This window comes from Halosimplex salinum, assembly GCF_003730195.1.
Taxonomy (GTDB): Archaea; Halobacteriota; Halobacteria; order Halobacteriales; family Haloarculaceae; genus Halosimplex; species Halosimplex salinum.
In genome coordinates this window covers 216,627-238,022 of record NZ_QWGG01000006.1, presented here as the reverse complement: position 1 = coordinate 238,022, position 21,396 = coordinate 216,627, and the positions used below count along the sequence as shown (strand labels likewise).

Genomic DNA, 21,396 nt, shown 5'->3' with positions numbered 1-21,396 from the left:
TCATCTACGATCGCTCCCGCTCTGCCGCGACTGGAATGGTGAGCGGCCACCGTGCTCCGAGGGAGTCGAGCGGTCATTGCTGTGCCCCGTACAGTTTCGCGTAGACGCCGTCCGCTTCCAACAGGGCGGTGTGGAACCCGGATTCGACGACCGACCCGTCCTCCATCGCGTAGATCCGGTCGGCGTTGCGAACTGTCGAGAGCCGATGAGCGACCACGAACATGGAACAGTCGCGCTCCATCGACTCGATGCCGGCGTGAACCGCTTCCTCCAGGGACGTATCGAGGTCGCTAGTGGCCTCGTCAAGGACGAGTACGTCGGCGTCTTTCAACAGCGCTCGCGCGATGGCGATGCGCTGGCGCTGTCCGCCGGACAGTCGAACGCCGTCGTCGCCGAGTACCGTGTCGTAACCGTTCGGGAGGCCGTCGAGGAATTCGGTCACCTGTGCGGTCTCACACGCACGTTCGATCTCCGCCTGACTCGCCTCCCGGTTACCGACGGTGACGTTGTACCGGAGCGTGTCGTTGAAGACGAACGGCTGCTGGCGGACGACGGCGACGTTCTCACGCCACTCACGGAGGTCGAACGCGGTGATCGGCGTCCCGTCCGCCGTGATCTCCCCGTCGTCGGGTTCGTACAGCCCGGCGAGCAGCGAGACGATCGTCGACTTGCCGGCGCCGGAGGGACCGACGAAGGCGACGAACTCACCGCTGTCGACCGAAAGCGTCAGATCCCGAATCGTGTGGTCGTCGCTCTCGTAGCTAAACGAGACGTCCTCGAACGCGATCCGTTCTATCGGGTCCGGGACCGGTTCGGTAGCCCCGTCCGGTTCGGCCCGTGCGGCAAGTTCCTCGACGAAGTGCTGTGTCCGAACCAGATGTGGAAGGTCGCTCTCGATCTTGTAGAGGTAGTTGTTCAGCGTGCTCGCCCGCGGGGCGAGGCGGAACATCGCGAACAGGAAGACGCCGAGACTGGCGAGGGGCAACTCCAGCAGTGCCAGCGCGACGTACAGCAACAGGAAGACGATGACCGCCGCACCAAGTTCGTAGAAGTTGCTCAGCGCCGCCTCGTTTCGGCTGAGTCTGATCTGTGCGTTCGTGTACTGGTCGGCAGCCGTCCGAAACCGCTCGAACAGTTCCTCGCCGAGTCCGAACAGTTTGACGTCCCTGATCCCCTGTGTACCCGCTTGCGCTGCGGTCTGGATCTCCTCGTTGGCGTCGGCAACGCGGTCACCGACGGAGTAACCGGACTCGAGGACAGTCCGCGACAGCAGTGCGAATATCCCGAGGAGCAGCACCGACCCGAGTGTCAGTCGCGGGGCGAAGTACAGCGCGACTGCGCCGTACATCGCGGTCAGAAACGCCTGTTCGATGAACTGGACGACCCGTTCGATGACGCGCCCGGCCAGCGTCGCCTGTGTGACGATGGCGTTGAGAATGTCGTCCGATCCTTCCGCGTCGAAGTACTCGACCCGCGCGTCGAGCGCGTGGTCGAACGCCTCGACCTGGAGGTGACGGACGTACGTCGTCTTCAGTGCGGCCCTGAGCCACGCGACGAGGAAGCTCGACGTGTATCGGGCCGTCATAACGACTGTAACGCCGACGACGACGGCCTCGAGCGTGAAGCTGATCCCGAGGAACTCGTAGGCAGTCACGAACAGCCCGAGCGCTCCGTCGGCAGTCGCGGGATCGATATCGCCGCGGGCGAGCTCGATGATCGGCAGTAGAAAGCTGAGCCCGATGCCCTCGAGCATCGCGGCGAAGATGCTCAGCCCGACGACGCCGACAGTAAACAGCGGTCGGTATCGAGCGACGCCGTAGAGCGCTCGGACTTTCTCTTCGGTGGTGATCTCCTCGCTCATCGATGGACCAGTTCGGTCGGCCTGCGCGCGCTGCGCGGCTCCTGTCCCGCTATCGAAGACGCCGATATAAAACGAGTCCGGTCGAATTATCGCCGCTAAAACCGACGGTCTACTCCGCGGTCACCTGCTCGCTACTCCACAGTCACGCTCTTCGCGAGGTTCCGCGGCTTGTCGATAGACCGTCCCAGCTTGTCGGCGACGTGGTAGGACACCAACTGCAACTGCACGTTCGCCAGCACGGCCGCGGCCTGCGGGTGCGTCTCGGGCACCTCCAGCACCGCATCGGCGTACCGTTCGACGTCGCTCTGGCCGTCCGTAACGGCCACGACGGGTGCGTCGCGGGCCTCAACCTCTTTGACGTTCCCGATGGTCTTGCGCGCCATCTCGCCGTCGCCGGTGACCACGGCGAAGACGGGCGTGTCCTGGGTCACCAGCGCGAGCGGTCCGTGTTTCAACTCGCCGGCCGCGAACCCTTCGGCGTGCTTGTAGGTGATCTCCTTCATCTTCAGCGCGCCCTCGAGCGCGACGGGGTACTGGTGGCCGCGGCCGATGAAGAAGTAGGCATCGCTGTCGACGTACTCCTCGGCGACCGCCTCCGCCTTCGACTCGTCGAGGATCGCCTGAATGTTACTCGGCAAGTCGCGGAGCGCGCTGATGATGTCTCGCTTGCCATCGACGCGGGTCGTCCCGAGCGCGAAGAGGTTGAGCGCGGCCAGCTGGGAGGCGAAGGTCTTCGAGGCGGCGACGCCGATCTCCGGCCCCGCGCGGATGTACAGCGCGTGGTCGCACTCCCGAGCAGCAGTCGATCCCACAGTGTTGGTCACGGCCAGCGTCCGCGCACCGCGCTTGCGGGCCTCCCGGAGCGCCGAGAGGGTGTCGGCCGTCTCGCCGCTCTGGGTGACCCCGACGACGAGCGCGTCGCCGATCGGCGGCGGCGAGGTGGCGTACTCGCTGCCCAAAAACGTCTGGGCGGGGATCCCCGCATTACGCAGGAGTTGTGCGCCGTACAGCGCCGCGTGATAGCTCGTCCCGCAGGCGACGAACTGGACGCCGGTCGGCGAAAGACCCCCGAGGTCGCCGATGTCGACCTGCGCGCTCATCTCGTCGACGCGGCCGCGGAGACACTGGCGGATGGCACGGGGTTGCTCGTGGATCTCCTTGAGCATGAAGTGGTCGTACCCACTTTTCCCGGTGTCCTCGGGGTCCCAGTCGACGGTGTCGACGTCCTTGTCGACGACCTCGCCGTCCACGTCGGAGACGGTCCAGCCGTCGGCGCGGAGCGTCGCGAACTCGCCGTCCGCGAGGTAGATCACCTGATCGGTGAAATCGCGGAAGGCGGGGACGTCGCTGGCGAGGTAGTAGGCGTCGTCATCTAACCCCAGCACCAGCGGCGAGTCGTTGCGCGCGGCGTAGATGGTGTCGTCGCCCGAGAGGACGACGGCGACGGCGTAGCTCCCCTCCAGTCGCGCGATGGCCTCGCGGACGGCGGCCTCGTTGTCCGCGCCGTCGGCGAGTGCGTCCTCGATCAGGTGCGGGACGACTTCGGTGTCGGTGTCGCTCTTGAACGTGTGGCCCGCGGAGACGAGTTCGTCGCGGAGCGCCTGGTAGTTCTCGATGATGCCGTTGTGGACGACGGCCACGCCGCCCGTGCAGTCGAGGTGCGGATGGGCGTTCTCGTCGGTGGGCGGGCCGTGCGTGCTCCAGCGAGTGTGACCGATGCCGGCCGCGCCACCGAGGGTGCGCGATTCGAGCGCGTCGCGCAACTCCTCGATCTTGCCGGATTGCTTGCAGATCTCGACGCGGTCGCCCGAGAGAGCGACGCCGGCCGAGTCGTAGCCGCGATACTCCAGTTTCGAGAGGCCGTGGACGAGCACGTCGAGCGTCTCGCCGTCACGACCCACACAGCCGATGATTCCACACATCAGTGAGTCACCTCGCTTCGGTCGCTCGCTCCGAATCCGTCCGTCGAACCGCTGCTCGATTCGTTCATCGAACCACCTCCGCGCCGCCGACGACGGTGCCGCTCGCGCGGACGCTCGTCCCGATGTGGGCGCCGGGGCCGACGAGCGTCCCGGGCGAGAAACTCGCGTCGCCCTCGGCGACGACGCGGTCGGCGACGACCGCGCCGAGGCGTCGGTCCTCGAACACTGTCTGGCCGATGCGCACGTCGGCCGGACCACCCGGAACGACCGTCCCCGCGCCGAGGGTCACGTCCTGCCCGGTGACGGCGTCGATGAGCGTCGACCCGGACTCGACTCGCGTGTCGGTGTCGAGCACCGAGTTCCGCACCGTCGCGTTCGCGCCGACGGTGACGTTCTGGCCGAGCGCCGTGTTCGCGCCGACGACCGCACCGGGCCCGACCTCGCAGTCGGGGCCGACGACGACCGGGCCCTGTAAGATTGCCGTCTCGTGGACGTTCGCGGCGGGGTCGACCCAGACCTGGCCCTCGCGCTGGGGTTCGTCGACGTGGCCGCGGGCGAGCACCTCGTCGGCCACGGTCAGCAGGTCCCAGGGGTAGGTCGCGTCGACCCACATCCCCTCGGTCCGAACCCCTCGCACCCGCCCCGCGTCCATCAGGTCGCCGATGGTGTCGGTGAGCGCGAGTTCCCCGTCGGCGCGCTCGGTGTCGTCGATCGCGGCGAAGATAGAGGGCTCGAAGGCGTAGACGCCGGCGTTGATCAGTCGGTACTCGTCGGTGTCGGGTTTCTCGACGAGCTGGGACACGTCGCCCTCGTGGAGGACGACGGCGCCGTACTGGCTCGTCTCGGGCCGTTCGAGGACGGCCATCGTGGGTTCGCCGCTGCGCTCGAACTCGTCACAGACGTCGCGGACGATGTTGGCGTCGATGACGCGGTCGCCGTTGACGACGAGCGCCGGCCCGTCGACGGCGTGACGGGCCTGGAGGAGGGCGTGGCCGCTGCCGAGTTGCTTGTGCTGGGTGACGTACTTCAGGTCGACGCCGTCGTAGGTCGGACCGAAGTGGTCCTGGACGCGGTCGCGCTTGTAGCCGACGACGACCACGATCCGTCGCACGTCGGCCGCGACGAGCGCGTCGAAGACGTACTCCATGATGGGCCGGTTGGCCGCCGGCAACATCGGCTTGGGCCGGTTGCGGGTCAGCGGACGCAGCCGCGTCCCCTCACCGGCCGCGAGGACCACCGCAGTGTCGATGCTCATAATAGATGGACACGGCGAGCCACTTTCAACTTTCTGGGCGGCGGATCTGACGCGCGCCGAACGAACCGTCGGCTTTCGTCCGAAATGGAACGAGGTTCGTTCGGCTGTGTCGATCCCGCGTCCGGCACGCCACAGAGAAGATCTTTACTGGAACAGTACCACCGTCTCTGTAGGTAGACCCAGACGACCTGATCTGGACGGTCCAGCCGGGCGCGTCCGGAGAGTCGGCGGTATCGGAGAGCGTCGACGAAGTCCTGTACGACAGGTCCGAGTGAGTTCGAGACGCCCGATTGCACGTTCGTCCCGGATAGAGTGAGCTTCGTTCGAGTCCAGATCATTATACTGATACAGAGATTATTATACTTAGCAAAACTACGGCACAGTGTATGACCGAAGAGCCCATCTCACCGAGTCGAGCGGACGGCGGCACCGAGCCTCGGGATGTGAACGAGGCAGTGGAAGCGGAGTGGATCGAGGAGACGACACCGTTCGAACGAGTACACGACGTGGTCAAGCGGACGTACGAGGCCGAGCCCGCGGACGAGGTGGCCGACCGCGCCCGCGTCTCACCGACGACGGCGAGAAAACATCTCCGAACACTCGCCGACGCCGGCGAAGTCACGACGACACAGGAGGGGCGGACGACGCGCTATCGGCGGTCGGAGACGGCCATCGTCACCGAACACGCCCAGTCACTCCTGGCGGAGCGGACGCCCGAGGAAATCGCGACCGGGATCGCGGACATGAAGGCGACGATGCAGGAGTGGCGCGAGGAATACGGCGTCGAGTCGCCAGAGGAGTTCGCCCGCGAACTGAACGTCGTCGACGCAGACGACGAACACAGCGCACTCCTGCGGGAGTGGCAGACGACTCGACGGAACGTCGCGCTCGCACAGGCGGCACTCGCGATCGCCGAAGCGAGTCGGAGCGGGCACCTCACCGGCACGGACCGAGACGGCGACGACGGTAGCTCTCTCACTGTATGACCGACGGCGGGAATTCGTCACGTCGGGAGAACGCCGAGACCGACTTCGAGGCGTTCGGTCCCATCGATCCGGGTGCGTTGCGGGAGATCAGGGACCTGTTCGTCGAGTTGGAACCACTCGTCGAGACCGCGTCGCTCGACAACCCGCTGAACCCGCAGACGCTCTCGGTCGAGTTCGCTGACGGGATCGGGGATGCGCCGACCGCTCGGTTCGATATCCGGTGGAGCCTGTCGGGAAACTACGCCGTCCACTACACAGACAACCTCGACCGTGATTTTCGGTTCGACTGCCACCCCAAACCCGACGCGCCGACCCGACACTTCCATCCACCACCGGACGCGCCGAGTCACGCCGTCGAGCCGTCGTGTATCACTGTCACCGAAGCGCCGCTCGTCACCCGGGCAGTACTCCAGCGATGGCGTGACGCCTACGAGAGCGGGACGTTCGACGGGATCAACGACGCCGAGAATCCGCCCTGAAACTCGTCACTGCTCCCCCATCGTGTCGCCGGCGACCGAGCGGCCGCGGGCGGTCATCTCGACCTCGGTATCGATGACGAACGACCGGATCCTGCGGCAACCTGAAAAGTCGTTCAGTGAGACCCATTCAGTCGTCGCCTTTGTACGCACCCTCCCGTTTTCGGACGCTCTCGACACGGAGTGTCTTCGATTCTTGGTGAAGACGACATCCGATTCGATAGCCACCGACACGAAGTTTCTGGTACGGTGAGCCCGTCAGTGGTTCGAGAAAGTCGCTCGGTTCGCGCCACTCGGACGCGACAACCTCGTCGAGTTTCTCCATGATCCTATCCTGCGTATCTGGATCTAGCTGTGCGAACTGCGATTCTCCGCGCGGGGAGAACTTCCAGTCCCACACATCGTCACTCGGCGTCTGTCCCATACTTCTCCCGCATCTCGTCGCTCGAAATCCCCTCGCTATCCTCGAACTGCGCTTCACTGATCGCCAGATCTTTCCAGACACCTGCGCCTTCGGGGTGGTTCACTGAATCACGCAGTGCGTATCTGATGAATTCGCTTCGGCTATTGAATCCACGCTCGCGCCACGTCTCGTCGACCACATCGAGAAACGCCCGAGAGATCCGGAGATTAATCCGGTCGATCTCGGGATCGTTCTCGTCCGAACCGGCTTTCGACATACGCGTGTACGTCGGCCACGCACACACAAAACAGTACTGCCACTCTCGGAGTCTTACTGCTCGCCCATCGTGTCGCCGGCGACCGAGCGGCCGCGGGCAGTCATCTCGACCTCGGTACGTTCGCGGACCACCTCGATCACGTCGAGTTCGATCAGTCGGTCGTAGATCGCCTCGATCTCGGCCACCTCGCTGTCGACGAAGTCCGGGATCTCGAACGGCGAGACGCCCGAGTGCAGCGCCATAACGACCTGTTTCTCGACGGGGCCGAGATCGAGGTCCGCCCGGTTGCGCTCGACGCCTTCCTCGAGCACCTGCCGGAGGACCGAGAGGTCGTACTCGTCGCCGGTGAGGTGGGTCTCGACGCTGATCTCGCCCTGGCTGTGCTCGACCTCGATGACGGGGCGTTCCTCCCCCGCGGCCTGGCGTTCGTCCTCCTCGACCTCGCCGATGTCGTCGCGCTCGATGACGACCTGCTCGCCGTTGGCCAGCGCCAGTCGGATCTCCTCGTCGGTGATCCGGATGCGGGCCTTCGTCCAGTCGGTGCCCTGGACGACGCCCCCCTCGACGGCGGGGTGGTCGGCGTAGACGACCTCGCCGTTGAGACAGGCGTGGTAGAAGTCCGTCTCGAACTCGTCGTGTTCGGCCGCCGAGACGAGGACGGCGTCGTCGCCGACCGAGAGCCCGATGTAGCTGGCGACGCTCGCGGCGCGCTGGTTGACGTCGTAGCGGCCGCCGACCTCGTCGATCTCCCCGAGCGGGATCGTGAGCTTCTCCTCCGAGACGAGCACCAGTCGCTCCGTGGTGAGGACGATCCGACACGACTCCCAGGTCGCGTCGTCGCGGTGGTGGCCCGACGCCACGGCCTGCATGTACCGGCCCTGTACGTCGGTTATCTTCTTCTCAGAGTTGCTCATTGCTCGGGGATCGACCGTGCTGTCGGGGCTACCCAGCGGGCCACAATAGGGCTTGCGGGCCGATTATCGGTTGCGGAAATCGGCCGACTCCACCGGAACGATGCGCCCGTTCCCCAAGACTCACCCGCCGGAGGAGCGAACACGGACCATGTCGAACGGACACGAACCGGTACGCCTCGGCGTCGTCGGACTCGGATTCATGGGACAGACGCACGCGACGAACGCGGTGGAGCTCGGCCACGACGTGGTCGCGGGCACCGACGTCGTCGCCGACAGTCGCGACGAGTTCGCACGCTCGTACGGCGCGACGACCTACGAGGCGTTCGACGAAATGTACGACACCGAGGCCCTCGACGCGGTCGTCGTGTCGACGCCCAACGCCTTCCACGAGGACGCGGTCGTCGGCGCGCTCGAACGCGGCTACGACGTCCTCTGTGAGAAACCGCTCGCCGACAGCCTCGCGGCCGCCGAACGCATCGCGGCGGCCGCCCGTGATTCCGAAGGGTTCTGCGCGGTGAACTTCCACAACCGGATCTCGACGGCCGCGGAGGTGTTCACGGGCTACCGCGAGGAGGGACGCTTCGGCGACGTGACCCACGTCCAGGCAAACTACGTCCGTTCCCGGGGGATTCCCGGCGTGGGCTCGTGGTTCACGAACGAGGAGCTCTCGGGCGGGGGCTGTGTGGTCGACATCGGCGTCCACGCCATCGACTTCGCGCTCTACCTCATGGACTTCCCGCCCGTCGAGGAGGTGTTTGCGGTGACCCGGACGGAGTTCGGGAACCGCGAGGACTACGCCGACCCCGGCGACTGGTACGACGAAATGGACGAAGCCGTCTTCGACGTGGAGGACTCCGCGACGGCGATGATCCGCTGTGCGGACGATCGGACGATATCGCTCGAAGTCGCGTGGGCGGCCAATCAGACGGAGACACAGGAGTTCGTCGTCCGCGGGACCGACGCCGGCGCGCGCCTCGACCTGGGCGGCGAGGAACTGTCGCTGATCGAGTCCGGTCGGCAGGGCACCGACCACGTCATGGAGGCCGAACTCACGGATGGGTCGCTCGACGAAACGGGCTGGAAGGGGAGCGACAGGCGGTTCCTCGACGCGGTCGGGAGCGGCGAACCGCCCGCGGGCAACACGGTCGAGCGAGCGCTGACCGTCCAGCGCGTCATGGACGGGATCTACCGGTCGGCCGAGGCCGGGACGTGCGTGAGCGTCGACGAGGAGTGAGAACGGCGTTTCGACTCTCGGACAGCCGACACGGCGTTCGCGGAGAAACTGTTAAGACTGACAGCACTGTACGGGCGTGTATAGCCATGTCGGCTGACAAGCGGATCCCAGTGACGGAGGAGACGCGAAAGGAGCTCCACGAGCTGAAAGAGCCGGGACAGACGTACGACGACCTCCTGCAGGAGCTCGCACAGCAACGACGGCGAGAGGAGCTAGAGCAGCGTTTTCAGGACCTCGAAGAAGCGGATCGTGACGAGCTGACGCCCCTCGAGGATGTCTGAATACAAGGTCCTTCTCGGCGACGAAGCCCGCGAATTCCTCGAGGTCGCCGACGAGAAGACGACGCGCGTCTGCAGAGAGAAACTCGGCTATCTGGCCGAGAATCCGTATCCCGGACGAGGCCGCGGAGACAAGGAGAAACTCCCGATCGACGCCAACCGCGATAGATTTCGGCTGCATATCTCGCGGACGTACACGGCGATTTATACGGTGTTAGAAGACGACGCAGAGGTTCGCGTTCTCGAGATCATCCCGATCGACGAGGCGCACAAGCGATACGGATTCTGAACTACCTGTTCACCCAGGACCTACCCGTCGAGCACGTCTTCGATCCGGTCCACGGGCGCAAAGTACCCTCTCTCCGCTTGCCAGACCGCGAGCCACTCGTTTGCCGTGCTCGGTTCGATTTCTCCGCGTTCGACACCGACGACCAGCACCCCGATCGATCCGGTAACGGGGATACGTTGCGTTCTCGCGAGATCGCGTGCAGCCATGTCGTCCGTCGCGATCGTTCTCACTGCTCGCTCATCGCTTCGCTCGCCAGATTCCGTCCGTGCGCGTTGAGCGACACCTCGGTGCGCACGCGGACCTCGTCGACGGCGTCCATCTCCAGCAGCTTCTGGTAAATCTCCTCGACCTCGTCGACGTCGATGCCGACGAATTCGGCCATCTCGAACGGCGAGACGCCCGAGTACAGCGCCATCAGCACCTGGTTCTCGACGTCGGTGAGCTCGTACTCCTCGCTCTGGCGGTCGGAGACGACGGCCTCGAACAGGTGTGAGAGCGCGCGGCAGTGCGACTCCGTCCCAGAGAAGTGGGTCTCGACGCTGCGGCCGTCCTCGTCGGTGTGTTCGAGCTGGACGACGCGGCGCTCGGTCCCCATGACGCCCTGGGTGCCCGTCTCGACGGTACCGACGTCGGCGACGGCGAAGGAGGTCGTCCGGCCGCCGGGGAGCGCGAGTTTGACCGTGTCCTCGGCGAATCGGAAGCGCGCCTTCGACCACTCGGTGTCCTGGACCACGCCGCCGACGACGGCCGGGTGTTTGACGAGGATGACCTCCGCGTCGAGCGCGGCGCGGCAGTACTCCCGGTCGAAGGCGTCCACCTCGGGCGCGTCGACGAGGAGGACGTGGTTCCCCGCGCGGAGTGCCGTCGCCCCCTCCGCGGGGAACCCTTCTGGGACGACGCTCTCGGTGTCGTCAACGAGTTCGAGCGCGCTGTGGGGGAAGGACTTGTTCCCGTCCGTGTCCGCGAGGACGAGGCGCTCGCTGGTGAGCACCAGCCGCGAGGAGCGCCAGCGCGGCTCGGCGACCGGCTCGCCGTCCCTGACGACGAACGCGTAGTCCCCGGACGCGTCCACGAGTTTCGCTTCGTCCCCGCTCATGTCCGTACTGTCGGGGAATTGTGCCTCCGCGGTATATAACTTCCACTGGGGCCGAACGCGCGGCACCGACCTCGTCACCGAATGGGTTCGGCGGATCCCGCCCGATCCTGACAACCCAGTTACCGGACTGCGTTTCAGTATTCCGAGTTACAGAAATGTATTTCAGATTATACTTATGGTGGAACCGCTCCTACGATCAGATAGAGATGAGAGAGTATTCGCGCGGTTCGGCTGCGGTATCGGCTCCCCTCGCGTCCTACACGCTCGGTCAGGTCGTCGTCGCGGCGCTGGTCGCGGTGCTGGTGACGGTCGGTCTGGTCGCGGTCGTCGCTCAGCCCGCGCTGCTTGTCGCCGTCGCGGTCGTCGCGCTGGCCGTTCGAGCGCGCCGCGTCGTCACGGTTCCGGTCGTGCGTGCCCACCGACGGCTGACCGTCGAGCGACGACCCGCTGTCGAGTGACGCGAGCGAACGAAACGGTCCCCCGATTCGGCTCTCCGTCCGGGTGACGTTGCCCGGACTCCCCACGCTTTGCAGCGGCCAGATGTGCAGGAGTCCGTCCTCGAACAACCGCGTAATCACTATAGTATTACAGCGAGTATTACCCACCATGAGCGAGTCTACGCGTGTCACGGAGAAAGGGCAGGCAACGATACCGAAAGACCTGCGAGAGAAGTACGGTCTCGAACCCGGTGACGAAGTCGTCTGGATCGACACGGACGAGGGAATCGTCGTCAAAAAGCGGACCCGTACCGGCGGTCGTGGGATGCTCGTTCCCGACGACGTGTCGGACGAGAAGCGTGAGGAGGTCGCGGCCGAACTCGGTCGGCGCGTTCGCGACCGTCGTGAACGGAACTACGAGGAGCAGTAGCGTGACGCCGTACACTGCTGACGCGGTCGCTCTCCTATCGTATCTCGTCGACGCGCTTCCAGAGGATGCGGACCGCGTGTTCGCGGAGGCAGAAGCCGGAGAAACAACCATAGAGGCGCCCAGTACTGCGCTAGCAGAAGTGCTCTACGCTGTGTCTCGGGACAAAAACGTCCGCGGAGTCACGCTGACCGGGACGCCGGCAGACGCGAAACAGGCGCTCTTGACAGACGGGCCTGTTTCGGTCGCGCCCATCGGCGACGAGGAGCTGGCCGAATACGCGGACTTGATCGCCGAGTTCAGTATTCACGACGCGCTGGTCGTCGCGAGTCACTGTTCCTCGGAGAGCGAAGCGATCCTCACATCCGACGGTGTGATCCGAGGGACGGACTTCGACACCCTCTGGGACTGAGACGACTGGGCTACGCGGTACTCCCTACCCGACCAGCCCCTGCTCCACGACGACGAGCAGCCCGCCCCCGAAAATCGCCAGCGCGCCGAAGCCGACGCAGACGCCCCAGAATGCGACCCGGCGGACGAGCGCGACCAGCGCGCCGACGGTGACGTACCCAACGACGGCGCTGACCGCGAGCGCGAGGAGCGCCTCGGCGAGGGGAATCGTCGGCACGCCGTCGTCGAGGACGACGAGTAGCCCCGCGCCCAGCGACGCCGGGATGGAGAGGAGGAAGGACAGTTGCAGCGCGCGCTCGCCCTCGTGGCCGCGCAGGAGGAGCGCGCTGACGGTCGTCCCCGACCGGGAAACCCCGGGGAGGAGCGCGAGTCCCTGGCAGACGCCGACCAGCACCGCGTCCGGGGCGTCAGGCGTCGAGCGCGCGCCCAGCCCCCAGCGGTCGGCGGCGCGCTGGATCAGTCCAGTTCCGACGAGCAGGACGCCGACGGCGGCGACGAACGCGCCCCCTGCGAGTTCCGAGGCCGCCTCCGAGAGCGCCGCGTAGAGGGAGAGCCCGACGACGCCCGAGACGAGCGACGCGACGCCGTAGAAGGTGAGGTCCGCGCGGTCGACGCCGAACGCGTCGCGGGGCCGCCAGGCGGGCACGTCGGCGGCGAGCGCGACCGCCTCGGCGCGATAGAAGGCGAGTGCGGCGACGGCGGTCCCGGCGTGGAGAAAGAGCGCGAAGCGCGTGGCGTCGAAGGCCGATTCGTCGGCAGCGAGCGCGACGACGAGCGCGACGCCGCCCTCGCTAGAGACGGGGAGCCACTCCAGTACCCCCTGGACGAGTCCGACCAGCAACGCCAGCACTACCGCCTGCAGATCCATAGCGGGAGCGTGTGCTTCGCGGGTAAAGGCGTTCGGGTCCGAAACGCACCGGCGAAGCCGACCGCCCGCGGCGCCCCCGTCCGCGCCGTCGCGGCCGACCCACCGTGCGAACGGGAGTGACGGCAAGGTTATCGCTACTGACCGGGTAGTATCCGCATGCAAACGCAACTCGCGATCGACCTCTGGGAGGGGCTGCAGGCGCTCCCGCGCTGGCAGGGCGTCCTCCTGGTCGTCGGCGCGTCCCTGGTCACGGCGTGGCTGATCCAGGTCGTCGGCGACGTCGCGATACGCAGGCTCACTCGGCGGATCCCCGGCGACGTCGACGCGGTCATCTTCCGGAGCGTCCACCCGGCGCTGTACGTGACGGTCGTCCTCGTCGGGGCGTATCTCGGGATCCGGCTCCTCGTCGACGTGCCGGCGTGGATCGAGCCCTCGCACGCGGCGACGCTGACGCTCGTGACCGTCCTCTGGGCCGTCCAGCTGGCGCGGATGGGTCGCGGCGTCTCCGACGAGTTGACCAGCGACGACACGGTCGGCAACCAGATGGCTCCTATCTTCCAGAACGTCTGGTCCGCGTTCCTGCTGGGCGCCTCGGCCTTTCTCGTGCTCTCGTTCTGGGAGGTCAACGTCACCCCGCTGCTCGCGTCGGCCGGGGTCCTCGGCATCGTCATCGGGCTGGCGGCACGAGACACCATCGCGAACTTCTTCGGGTCGGTCGCGCTGTACGTCGACGGGACCTACGCCGTCGGCGACTTCGTCGTCCTCGAGTCGGGCCAGCGTGGCCGCGTCGAGGACATCTCGATCCGCTCGACGGTCCTGCGGACGCGCGACGACCTCCTCGTCACTGTCCCCAACTCCGTGCTCAACACCGCGACGATCACGAACGAGTCCTCGCCCGAGCGAGAGCGCCGCGTCGAGGTCAGCGTCGGCGTCGCCTACGGCAGCGACGTCGACCACGTCGAGGAGACCCTGCTCGCGGTCGCCGAGGCCGAGGACGTGGTGCTGGAGGAACCCGAACCGCGCGTTCGCTTCCGGGGGTTCGGCGACTCCGCCCTCGACGTGGACCTGCTCTGCTGGATCCCCGCGCCCGTCCTGCGCGGCCGGGCGACCCATCGCCTGAACAAGGCCGTCTACAAGGCGTTCGTCGAGGAAGGGGTCGAGATCCCGTTCCCCCAGCGCGTCGTGACGATGAACGGAGCGGGCGCGAGCGGCGCGGAACTCGGCACGCACGCCTCGGGCGGAGACGTCCCCGGGTCTGTCGACTGATCCCGCGGTGACGACCACGTCCGCTCCGTCTCGCGTACCGCCCGCGGCGTGTCGAAAGGGAATTACGCGTTCGCCGTCCACTCACGCCCAATGACCGACGACGTTCTCGATCTGGCCCGACGGGCCGTCGAGACGGGGCCGCTCTGTGACCCCTGTCTGGGCCGCCTCGTCGCCGACCGGAGTTTCGGCCTCACCAACCGCGAGCGCGGCCGGAGCCTCCGGGTCGCCGTCGCGCTCGCCGACGACCGCCCCGTCGCCGACCTCCAGTCAGAGGAATCCTGCTGGGTCTGCGAGGGCGAATCGACCGAGGAGCGCACTCAGGAGTGGGCCGAGCGGGCCGCCTACGCCGTCCGGGAGTACGACTTCGAGACCTTCCAGGTCGGGACGCGCGTCCCGCCGCTGTTCGAGGAGAACGACAGGCTCCTGCGCGAGGACCTGGACCTCGACGACGACGCCGGCGAGGCGCTCAAGACCGAACTCAACCGAGAAGTGGGGAAGCGGTTCGGCCGCGAGACCGATTCGGAGGTCGACTTCCAGCGCCCGGACGTGCAGGTCACGCTCAATCTCGCGGACGACACCATCGACGCGCAGGTCAACTCCGCGTTCGTCTACGGCCGCTACCGGAAGCTCGAACGCGACATCCCCCAGACGAAGTGGCCCTGCTCGGACTGCAACGGCACCGGCCTGAACCGCGGGGAGATCTGCGACGGCTGTGACGGGTCGGGGTATCGCTACGACGAGAGCGTCGAGCAACTCACCGCGCCCGTCGTCGAGGACGCGATGGACGGGGAGTCGGCGACCTTCCACGGCGCCGGCCGCGAGGACGTGGACGCCCTCATGCTGGAGGGCGGGCGCCCGTTCGTCATCGAGATCGACGAGCCACGCCAGCGAACCGTCGACGCCGGGGCGCTCCAGCCCGAGGTCAACGAGTACGCCGACGGCAAGGTCGAGGTGCTCGACCTGCGCCAGGCCACCTACGAGATGGTCGAGCGCGTCAAGGAACTCGACGCGAGCAAGACCTACCGCATGGACGTCGAGTTCGCGGAGGCGGTCGAGGAGGACGCCTTCGCCGACGCGCTCGACGAACTGCAGGGGACGACCGTCGAACAGCGGACGCCCCAGCGCGTCGACCACCGGCGCGCGGACATCGAGCGGACCCGCGACGTGTACGACATCGAGGGCGACCTCGAAGACGAGCGCCACGCGACCGTCGAACTCCACGGCGAGGGCGGCCTCTACGTGAAGGAACTCGTCTCCAGCGACGAGGGGCGCACCGAGCCGAGTCTGGCCGGTCTGCTCGGCGTCGGCGCCGAAGTGACGGCGCTGGACGTGCTCGACGTGCAGGGCGAGGACGAACCGTTCGCGGACGAGGCGTTCTTCCGAGACAGTCCGGACGATTCAGCCGACGGAGACGGGCAAGAGGAAGCAGACGGCGACGGCGACTCGACCGCAACCGACGGCGACGCCGAGTGAAGCGGCCGGAGCCGCCGACACCGACGAACCCAAGGGGGATGGTTCGAGTAATACGGGCGAATGAAGCTAGACGAGTACCCTTCGGTCTCGCTGCACAACGTCGCGGAGACGGTGCCCGCCGACTGGACGGACGACGGCGACCGGCTCCATCGACTCCCCGCCGACGTGGCCTCGCAGCTGAACGAGATGGCGGACGACCGCGTGCGCCACCCCACGGGGAGCGAACTCCGGTTCGTGCCGGAGACCGACGACGCCGAGATCGAGGTCACGCTCTCGGCCGACGAACCGGGCGAGCTCCACGTGTTCTGGGGCGGGTTCCAGCCCTGGAAGCCGACGGACATCGGGCCGGAGCCGACGACACTCACGCTCTCGCTGCCCGAGCGACTGCGGAAGCTCGACACGGAGGTCGAGGGTCGTTTCGACCCGCGCGTCTGTCGGATCTGCTTCGAGCGCGTCCCCGCGGTCGCCGTCCACGACGTGACCGGTGACTGCCGGCCACCGACCGACGAGGAACTGCCCGACACCCGGTATCTCGCCTACGGGACCTCGATCACAGAGGGCGCCGCCTCGTCGGCGGACCACCTCAACTACGTCTCCCGGGCCGCCCGCGCGCTGGAGTGGGACCCGCTGAACTTCGGGTGCTCCGGTTCGGCCTACGCGGACCTGCCGATGGCGGAGCACATCGCCGAGCGCGACGACTGGGACGTGGCCACGCTCGCCCTCTCGATCAACATGGCCAACCAGGACTTCCCCGTCGCGGAGTTCGAGGAGAAGGCCGAGGCGTTCGTCCAGACGATCGCCGAAGCCCACCCCGACAAACCGATCGCCTGCATCACGCTGTTCCCGTACTACCCGGACGTGATCGAGGGTGGCGACGCCGAACGCGCGGAGGACTACCGAGCGACGCTCCGCGACATCGTCGCCGAGACTTCGCATCCAGATCTCTTCGTCGTCGAGGGTCGCGACCTGACCGGCGTGTCCGGCTACAGCGCCGACATCCTCCACCCGGGCGACGCCGGCATGGAGGAGATCGGCCGCAGCCTCGCCCGGGAACTCGACGAACGGATCGAGTGACGACACCGGTCGAGCGCCGTCTCGGCCGACTCCCGACCGCGCGCGACCGCGGATGCCCCCCTTTTGCCGGCCGGTACGCGGGAGAAGCCAGACCGCGTCACCGGCTCGTGCCCCCAGAACCGCCACGAACGACCCGGAGACGGCAGACGCGCGTCAGACAGTCGGCGTCTCGACCGCGACACCTTTTATACCAGAAGCCACAAACCGCCGCCATGCACGAGTTCGGCGTCGACGAGGCCGGCAAGGGGCCGGTGTTGGGCTCGATGTTCGCGGCGGCGGTCGCGGTCGATCCCGGCGACCTCCCCGACGACGTCGGCGACTCGAAGGGGATCGCCCCCGAGCGCCGCGAGGAACTCGACGCGGCGATCCGCGAGGCCGGCGTCGTCGGCGTCGCCGAGATCCCGGTGGAGCGGATCGACGACGAGGAGACGGACATGAACTCCCTGACCGTCGCCGCCCACGCCGAGGCCATCGACGCGCTCGTCGACGCGGCCGTGGAGTCGCCCGCTCCCGCGGACTCGCTCTCGGGCTACGTCGACGCCGGCGACACGAACGCCGTCCGCTTCGAGCGCCGCGTCGAGGACGCCGCGGGCGCCGACGTGGACGCGCGAGCCGAGCACGGCGCCGACGAGACCTACCCGGTGGTCGGCGCGGCGAGCATCGTCGCGAAGGTGGCCCGCGACGCCCACGTCGACGCGCTCGCCGACGAGTTCGGCGAGGTCGGCAGCGGCTACCCCGGCGACAGCACGACTCGCGACTTCCTCGAAGCCTACGTCGCCGACCACGAGGAACTCCCGGCCTGCGCCCGCGAGTCCTGGCAGACCAGCAAGGACGTGCTCGCGGCCGCCTCCCAGGCCTCGCTCGGGGAGTTCGAACCCGACGGCGGCCGGGCGGTGGACGAATCCGCCGACGAGACGGAAGTGCGCTCGGACGGCGGCGGGCCCCAGCGGACGACGCTCGACGATTTCTAACCATCTTTTTGGCGGAGGGGTGTATCCTCGGTCGCTACGCTCACGGCGCTTCGCGCCGTTCGCATCGAGGTCTCACTCCGTTCGACCTCGCACCGCTGCCTGCGGGTACCCCTCCGCCAAAAACACGGTCTCGTCGAGCGAAGTGAGACGAGGCTCGGGAGAGCTTTGCTCTCCCGGTGGTGAAAAAGGCCGGAGCCTCGCTTCGCTCGGCCGCGTGAACCGGCGCCTTCGGCACCGGATGCTCAGTACAGACGAACAATTGACCGCCATGTGCAGAAAAATGATTATCGTGGGAGGCGCGTCATCGCTTGGCGCGGACGACAAGTGTGTCAGCGGCGTGGTCTCCGACACGTTGTATGTCCTTGCTCAGTAGCATGACAACGAGGCCAAGCGCGTAACTGAAAACCCCATCTACGGCGCGTAGGAGATTACGAGTGGTCGCCTGACGAAGCGTGATAGGCCCTCCATGACGGTTGACAACAACAATCCCAGCGAGGCGCTTTCCGACGGTCTGCCCGGTTGCCCCCTCAAGGGCGATATAATAACCCAGTACCCCGACAGGCATACCGATGTATATACCTACGACCGAATCGAGCAGAGTCGCTAACCCGAAACCAAGTATCCCGCCGATGACGAGTGAGAGAATCTGGTCAAGTATGAACGCGCCGACTCTCCCAAGAATAATATTGTCTTGTGTACCGACGTAGCCGAGAGACGTTTCAGACATAAACAGAATAATAGCCAACTGAACTAAATCTTTTCTGCAGATAGAAGGCAGTAATCAAGCGTTCTGTTCGCACGTCTAGTGAACGGCGATTCCGACCGATCGTCACCCGAAAAGCAGCGACACCGAAAAACGAAACGGCGATTATTCGCGCTGTTGCTGGTTGAGCATCAGGTTCCGCAGCACGTCACCGTAGGCCGGACGGGTGACGAGCACCCCGATGAGGACGCCGACGATGGTGACGATGGCGAAGCCCTGCAGGTCCCCGAGCGAGAGGAAGGCCAGCGGGCTCATCGCGATGATGGTCGTCACCGCGGCGGCGCCGATGACCCAGAACGCCTTGCGGAAGCGGTTCTGGAACACCCTGCCGGTCGCGATCTCACCCTCGTTGAGGATCTCGTCGGCGATGATCAGCAGGTCGTCAACCCCCGTCCCGATGACGGCGATGAACCCCGCGATGTACGAGAGGTTGAGCGGGAGGCCGATGGCCGCGGCGAACCCGAGCAGGATGTACACCTCCGCGGCGGCGGTCATGAGCATCGGGAGGGCGACCCGCGGGTTCTTGTAGCGCAGGAACACCATCCCGCTGACCGCGAGCCAGGCGATCAGTCCAGTCAGGAGCGCGCGTGACTTGAAGCGGTCACCGAGGCTCTGCTGGAGGAAGAGGACGGTCCCCTCGTCCGTGGCGAGTTCGGTCGGGAGCGCACCGGCGCGCAGGTTGACCTGCAGCGACTGTGCCTCGTCCATCGAGGTGGTCTGCATCTGGAAGGTCGGCGCCTTCTCGAACTCGCCCGATTCGATAGACTCGGCGAGGTTACTGTTGAGCGACGCCGCGTACACGATCTCGCCGTCGAGGACGGTGTACAGGCAGTACCCGGAGTCAGACGGTTGCTCTCGGTAGCGACAGCGTTGTCCACCGGTCGCCTCGCTGGAGGTGAAACCCGTGTCGACGAGCGCCTGCGAGTAGTTCTGAGCGTCCTCTTCCTGCAGGGTGATCGGAACCATCGGCCGGCCGTTGCGGTCGGTGTCGGCGACGCCGATCTGCGAGCGCTCGAGCTGACGGTTCGTGAGCACCGTCTGGTTGCGGTACTCGGTGCCGTTGTCGCCGCTGACGGGGTAGTGCGCGACGACCCGGACCTCGCCCTGGTCGCCGATGAGGTCGAGTACCTGCGTCGTGTTCGCGTTGGGGACGTCGACGACGACGAAGTGGTCCCCGGTGGCGGAGCGCTGGTCGGTCACGGTCCCACCGCTCAGCCCGCCGCGGTTGATCTTCGCCTGGATCGTCTCGACGGTCTGCTGGCGGGTCTCGCCGGTGACGCCCGAACGGACTGTCGCGTCCTCGGTGCCGACGCCGGCGGCCTCCAGCGCGGCCCGCAGTCGCTGTTCGCTGACGTTCCGTTCGAGCACTTCGACGGCGTCGCCGTTCTCGGTGTTCAGTCGGACGTTCACGTCGCCGCCGCCGACGTCCATCTCGGACGCCACCGTCGAGCGGATGTCCGCCCGGTTGTCCTGTTCGATATCGAGATTCTCGGCGGTCGTCCCGACGAGCGGTGCGCGGATTCGCGACCCGCCCGCGAGTTCCAGCCCGTACTTCAGGTTCGTCGGGTCGGTCGACGCGCCGACGGACGAACTGTTGTTCACGTCGGCGTCCGGCGCCGAGGCCGGACCGAACAGGGCGAACGTGGACGCGAGCACGAACACGGTCAGCATAATGATCCGCCAGTTGTCGCGCAGGTTCATCGGGCGACCCCCTCGTACTTGTACCAGCGAAGCAGGCTCAGGTTCATCATGTAGGTGTTCATCAGGTCGACGACGAGCCCGAAGACGAGCACGATCGCGAGATCCGGCAGGAGCGGGATCTTGAACAGCGACGAGACGATGTACATCACCGTCATCGCCGAGATGGAGGTGACTGTCATCGTCACACCGGTCTGCATCGCGCGGTACGTGCTCTCGTAGAAACTCCCCCGCCGCCGGAGGATGTGGTTGTTCAGCAGGATGTCGGAGTCGACGGAGTACCCGATCAGCATCAGGAGTGCCGCGACCGACCCCAGTGAGAGCTTGATTCCGAAGAGGTTCATCAGCGCGAGCGGGATGATGATGTCGGAGAACGCCGAGAGGACGACCGCGAGAGAGGGGACGAACGAGCGGAAGAGGACGAAGATGAGGATGCTCATCCCGACGAAGGCGACGGCGATGCCCATGAGCGCGAGTCGCTGGGCGTCGGCGCCGAAGCTCGCCGACCGCGTCTGTATCGAGACGATCTCGTAGCCGGCCGACTCGGCCTGCGAGCGGATCGCCTCGTTGTCCGCCGACTGCGTGGTGACGATGAACTCGTTCGACCCCGCCACCGGCTGGACGCTGTCCGGCTCGAAGTCGAACGCCTGTCTCACCTCCGTCTGCGACGCGTCGGTCGCTATCTGAATCTCGGTCCCCCCGGTGAACTCGATACCCGGTGTGACCGGAGCCCCGGTCATCAGGTACCACCCCGCGAGGACCAGCAACGCCAGTGCCAGCAGCGCGAGCGGAACGGCCGCGAGCTGGCGATTTGAGTACCGGTCGTAATCCGGTTCCGGTACTACGAACTCGACCATGCCGGTGGGTGTGCGACGCCTCCGAATAAGCCTTCTCCATTCCTCTCGTCGCGCCGTCGGCCCGCGAGCGGCCCGTCGTCGGCCGCCCGAGCCCCCAGCGACACCGCGTGACCGCCCGAGAGAGCGAGGATCCGTCGCCCAGTCACACCCAAAGGCACTT

General features: G+C 66.5%; 24 protein-coding genes. 12 read left to right on the top strand and 12 right to left on the bottom strand.

Annotation, left to right across the window (positions count from 1 at the left end; translation table 11 throughout):
* Nucleotides 1–73: 73 nt before the first annotated feature.
* The 3 genes from D1409_RS16575 to glmU all read right to left on the bottom strand — a co-directional run bounded on the left by D1409_RS16575 (nt 74) and on the right by glmU (nt 5,038).
* A complete protein-coding gene (locus tag D1409_RS16575; RefSeq protein ID WP_123538100.1) occupies nt 74–1,861 on the bottom strand; it encodes an ABC transporter ATP-binding protein in 1,788 nt (595 codons plus the stop codon).
* A gap of 131 nt (nt 1,862–1,992) precedes the next feature.
* Nucleotides 1,993–3,783, bottom strand: coding sequence for a glutamine--fructose-6-phosphate transaminase (isomerizing) (gene glmS / locus D1409_RS16570; protein WP_123538099.1), 1,791 nt, complete (start codon nt 3,781–3,783; stop codon nt 1,993–1,995).
* Nucleotides 3,784–3,847: 64 nt separating this feature from the next.
* The gene (gene glmU / locus D1409_RS16565; RefSeq protein WP_123538098.1) at nt 3,848–5,038 is read right to left on the bottom strand and encodes a bifunctional sugar-1-phosphate nucleotidylyltransferase/acetyltransferase; all 1,191 of its coding nucleotides are present in this window, start codon (nt 5,036–5,038) and stop codon (nt 3,848–3,850) included.
* 386 nt (nt 5,039–5,424) lie between these two features.
* On the opposite strand from glmU, the gene D1409_RS16560 reads away from it, so the two are divergent.
* Both D1409_RS16560 and D1409_RS16555 read left to right on the top strand, forming a co-directional pair.
* Entirely contained in the window at nt 5,425–6,024 is a 600-nt protein-coding gene (locus tag D1409_RS16560) for a winged helix-turn-helix domain-containing protein (protein WP_206425097.1), read from the top strand.
* Nucleotides 6,021–6,503, top strand: coding sequence for a hypothetical protein (locus D1409_RS16555; protein ID WP_123538097.1), 483 nt, complete (start codon nt 6,021–6,023; stop codon nt 6,501–6,503). The genes D1409_RS16560 and D1409_RS16555 overlap by 4 nt, the downstream gene beginning before the upstream one ends.
* 127 nt (nt 6,504–6,630) lie before the next feature.
* Here D1409_RS16555 and D1409_RS16550 read toward each other — a convergent pair whose 3' ends face one another.
* From D1409_RS16550 to D1409_RS16540, 3 genes are read right to left on the bottom strand one after another with little or no spacing between them, the layout of a single operon-like run.
* Nucleotides 6,631–6,924: a type II toxin-antitoxin system RelE family toxin gene (locus D1409_RS16550; protein WP_123538096.1), complete on the bottom strand. Its 294-nt coding sequence runs from the start codon at nt 6,922–6,924 to the stop codon at nt 6,631–6,633.
* A complete protein-coding gene (locus D1409_RS16545) occupies nt 6,905–7,180 on the bottom strand; it encodes a ribbon-helix-helix domain-containing protein (RefSeq protein WP_123538095.1) in 276 nt (91 codons plus the stop codon). Before D1409_RS16545 ends, D1409_RS16550 begins: the two co-directional genes overlap by 20 nt.
* 53 nt (nt 7,181–7,233) lie before the next feature.
* Nucleotides 7,234–8,094: a CheF family chemotaxis protein gene (locus D1409_RS16540; RefSeq protein WP_123538094.1), complete on the bottom strand. Its 861-nt coding sequence runs from the start codon at nt 8,092–8,094 to the stop codon at nt 7,234–7,236.
* 148 nt (nt 8,095–8,242) lie between these two features.
* On the opposite strand from D1409_RS16540, the gene D1409_RS16535 reads away from it, so the two are divergent.
* The 3 genes from D1409_RS16535 to D1409_RS16525 all read left to right on the top strand — a co-directional run bounded on the left by D1409_RS16535 (nt 8,243) and on the right by D1409_RS16525 (nt 9,895).
* A complete protein-coding gene (locus D1409_RS16535) occupies nt 8,243–9,328 on the top strand; it encodes a Gfo/Idh/MocA family protein (RefSeq protein ID WP_123538141.1) in 1,086 nt (361 codons plus the stop codon).
* Between the two features lie 86 nt (nt 9,329–9,414).
* Nucleotides 9,415–9,609 carry a hypothetical protein gene (locus tag D1409_RS16530; RefSeq protein ID WP_123538093.1) on the top strand — a complete coding sequence of 65 codons (195 nt, stop codon included), beginning with the start codon at nt 9,415–9,417 and terminating at the stop codon, nt 9,607–9,609.
* Nucleotides 9,602–9,895: a type II toxin-antitoxin system RelE family toxin gene (locus D1409_RS16525; protein ID WP_123538092.1), complete on the top strand. Its 294-nt coding sequence runs from the start codon at nt 9,602–9,604 to the stop codon at nt 9,893–9,895. The genes D1409_RS16530 and D1409_RS16525 overlap by 8 nt, the downstream gene beginning before the upstream one ends.
* Nucleotides 9,896–9,915: 20 nt before the next feature.
* Here D1409_RS16525 and D1409_RS16520 read toward each other — a convergent pair whose 3' ends face one another.
* On the bottom strand, nt 9,916–10,101 hold the full coding sequence (locus D1409_RS16520; protein ID WP_164471730.1) for a hypothetical protein: 186 nt from the start codon (nt 10,099–10,101) through the stop codon (nt 9,916–9,918).
* A gap of 20 nt (nt 10,102–10,121) precedes the next feature.
* Complete coding sequence (locus D1409_RS16515) at nt 10,122–10,991, bottom strand: CheF family chemotaxis protein (RefSeq protein ID WP_123538090.1); 870 nt, start codon at nt 10,989–10,991, stop codon at nt 10,122–10,124.
* 206 nt (nt 10,992–11,197) lie between these two features.
* On the opposite strand from D1409_RS16515, the gene D1409_RS16510 reads away from it, so the two are divergent.
* The 3 genes from D1409_RS16510 to D1409_RS16500 all read left to right on the top strand — a co-directional run bounded on the left by D1409_RS16510 (nt 11,198) and on the right by D1409_RS16500 (nt 12,267).
* Nucleotides 11,198–11,449 (top strand): hypothetical protein, encoded by a 252-nt coding sequence (locus D1409_RS16510; protein WP_123538089.1) that lies wholly within the window; start codon nt 11,198–11,200, stop codon nt 11,447–11,449.
* A 148-nt stretch (nt 11,450–11,597) separates the two neighbouring features.
* Complete coding sequence (locus tag D1409_RS16505) at nt 11,598–11,858, top strand: AbrB/MazE/SpoVT family DNA-binding domain-containing protein (RefSeq protein WP_123538088.1); 261 nt, start codon at nt 11,598–11,600, stop codon at nt 11,856–11,858.
* A gap of 1 nt (nt 11,859) precedes the next feature.
* The gene (locus D1409_RS16500; protein WP_123538087.1) at nt 11,860–12,267 is read left to right on the top strand and encodes a PIN domain-containing protein; all 408 of its coding nucleotides are present in this window, start codon (nt 11,860–11,862) and stop codon (nt 12,265–12,267) included.
* A gap of 24 nt (nt 12,268–12,291) precedes the next feature.
* On the opposite strand, the gene D1409_RS16495 is transcribed toward D1409_RS16500, so the two are convergent.
* On the bottom strand, nt 12,292–13,128 hold the full coding sequence (locus tag D1409_RS16495; RefSeq protein ID WP_123538140.1) for an undecaprenyl-diphosphate phosphatase: 837 nt from the start codon (nt 13,126–13,128) through the stop codon (nt 12,292–12,294).
* Between the two features lie 162 nt (nt 13,129–13,290).
* On the opposite strand from D1409_RS16495, the gene D1409_RS16490 reads away from it, so the two are divergent.
* The 4 genes from D1409_RS16490 to rnhB all read left to right on the top strand — a co-directional run bounded on the left by D1409_RS16490 (nt 13,291) and on the right by rnhB (nt 17,918).
* The gene (locus D1409_RS16490) at nt 13,291–14,400 is read left to right on the top strand and encodes a mechanosensitive ion channel family protein (RefSeq protein ID WP_123538086.1); all 1,110 of its coding nucleotides are present in this window, start codon (nt 13,291–13,293) and stop codon (nt 14,398–14,400) included.
* Nucleotides 14,401–14,490: 90 nt separating this feature from the next.
* Nucleotides 14,491–15,873 (top strand): tRNA pseudouridine(54/55) synthase Pus10, encoded by a 1,383-nt coding sequence (locus tag D1409_RS16485; protein ID WP_123538085.1) that lies wholly within the window; start codon nt 14,491–14,493, stop codon nt 15,871–15,873.
* 60 nt (nt 15,874–15,933) lie between these two features.
* Complete coding sequence (locus tag D1409_RS16480; protein WP_123538084.1) at nt 15,934–16,947, top strand: GDSL-type esterase/lipase family protein; 1,014 nt, start codon at nt 15,934–15,936, stop codon at nt 16,945–16,947.
* A 212-nt stretch (nt 16,948–17,159) separates the two neighbouring features.
* Nucleotides 17,160–17,918, top strand: a complete 759-nt coding sequence (gene rnhB / locus D1409_RS16475; protein ID WP_123538083.1) for a ribonuclease HII — start codon at nt 17,160–17,162, stop codon at nt 17,916–17,918.
* Nucleotides 17,919–18,219: 301 nt separating this feature from the next.
* Here rnhB and D1409_RS16470 read toward each other — a convergent pair whose 3' ends face one another.
* From D1409_RS16470 to secF, 3 genes are all read right to left on the bottom strand, one after another.
* Nucleotides 18,220–18,645 (bottom strand): RDD family protein, encoded by a 426-nt coding sequence (locus D1409_RS16470; RefSeq protein ID WP_123538082.1) that lies wholly within the window; start codon nt 18,643–18,645, stop codon nt 18,220–18,222.
* A gap of 141 nt (nt 18,646–18,786) precedes the next feature.
* The gene (locus tag D1409_RS16465; RefSeq protein WP_123538081.1) at nt 18,787–20,382 is read right to left on the bottom strand and encodes an MMPL family transporter; all 1,596 of its coding nucleotides are present in this window, start codon (nt 20,380–20,382) and stop codon (nt 18,787–18,789) included.
* Nucleotides 20,379–21,236, bottom strand: coding sequence for a protein translocase subunit SecF (gene secF, locus D1409_RS16460; protein WP_123538080.1), 858 nt, complete (start codon nt 21,234–21,236; stop codon nt 20,379–20,381). Before secF ends, D1409_RS16465 begins: the two co-directional genes overlap by 4 nt.
* Nucleotides 21,237–21,396: the final 160 nt, after the last annotated feature.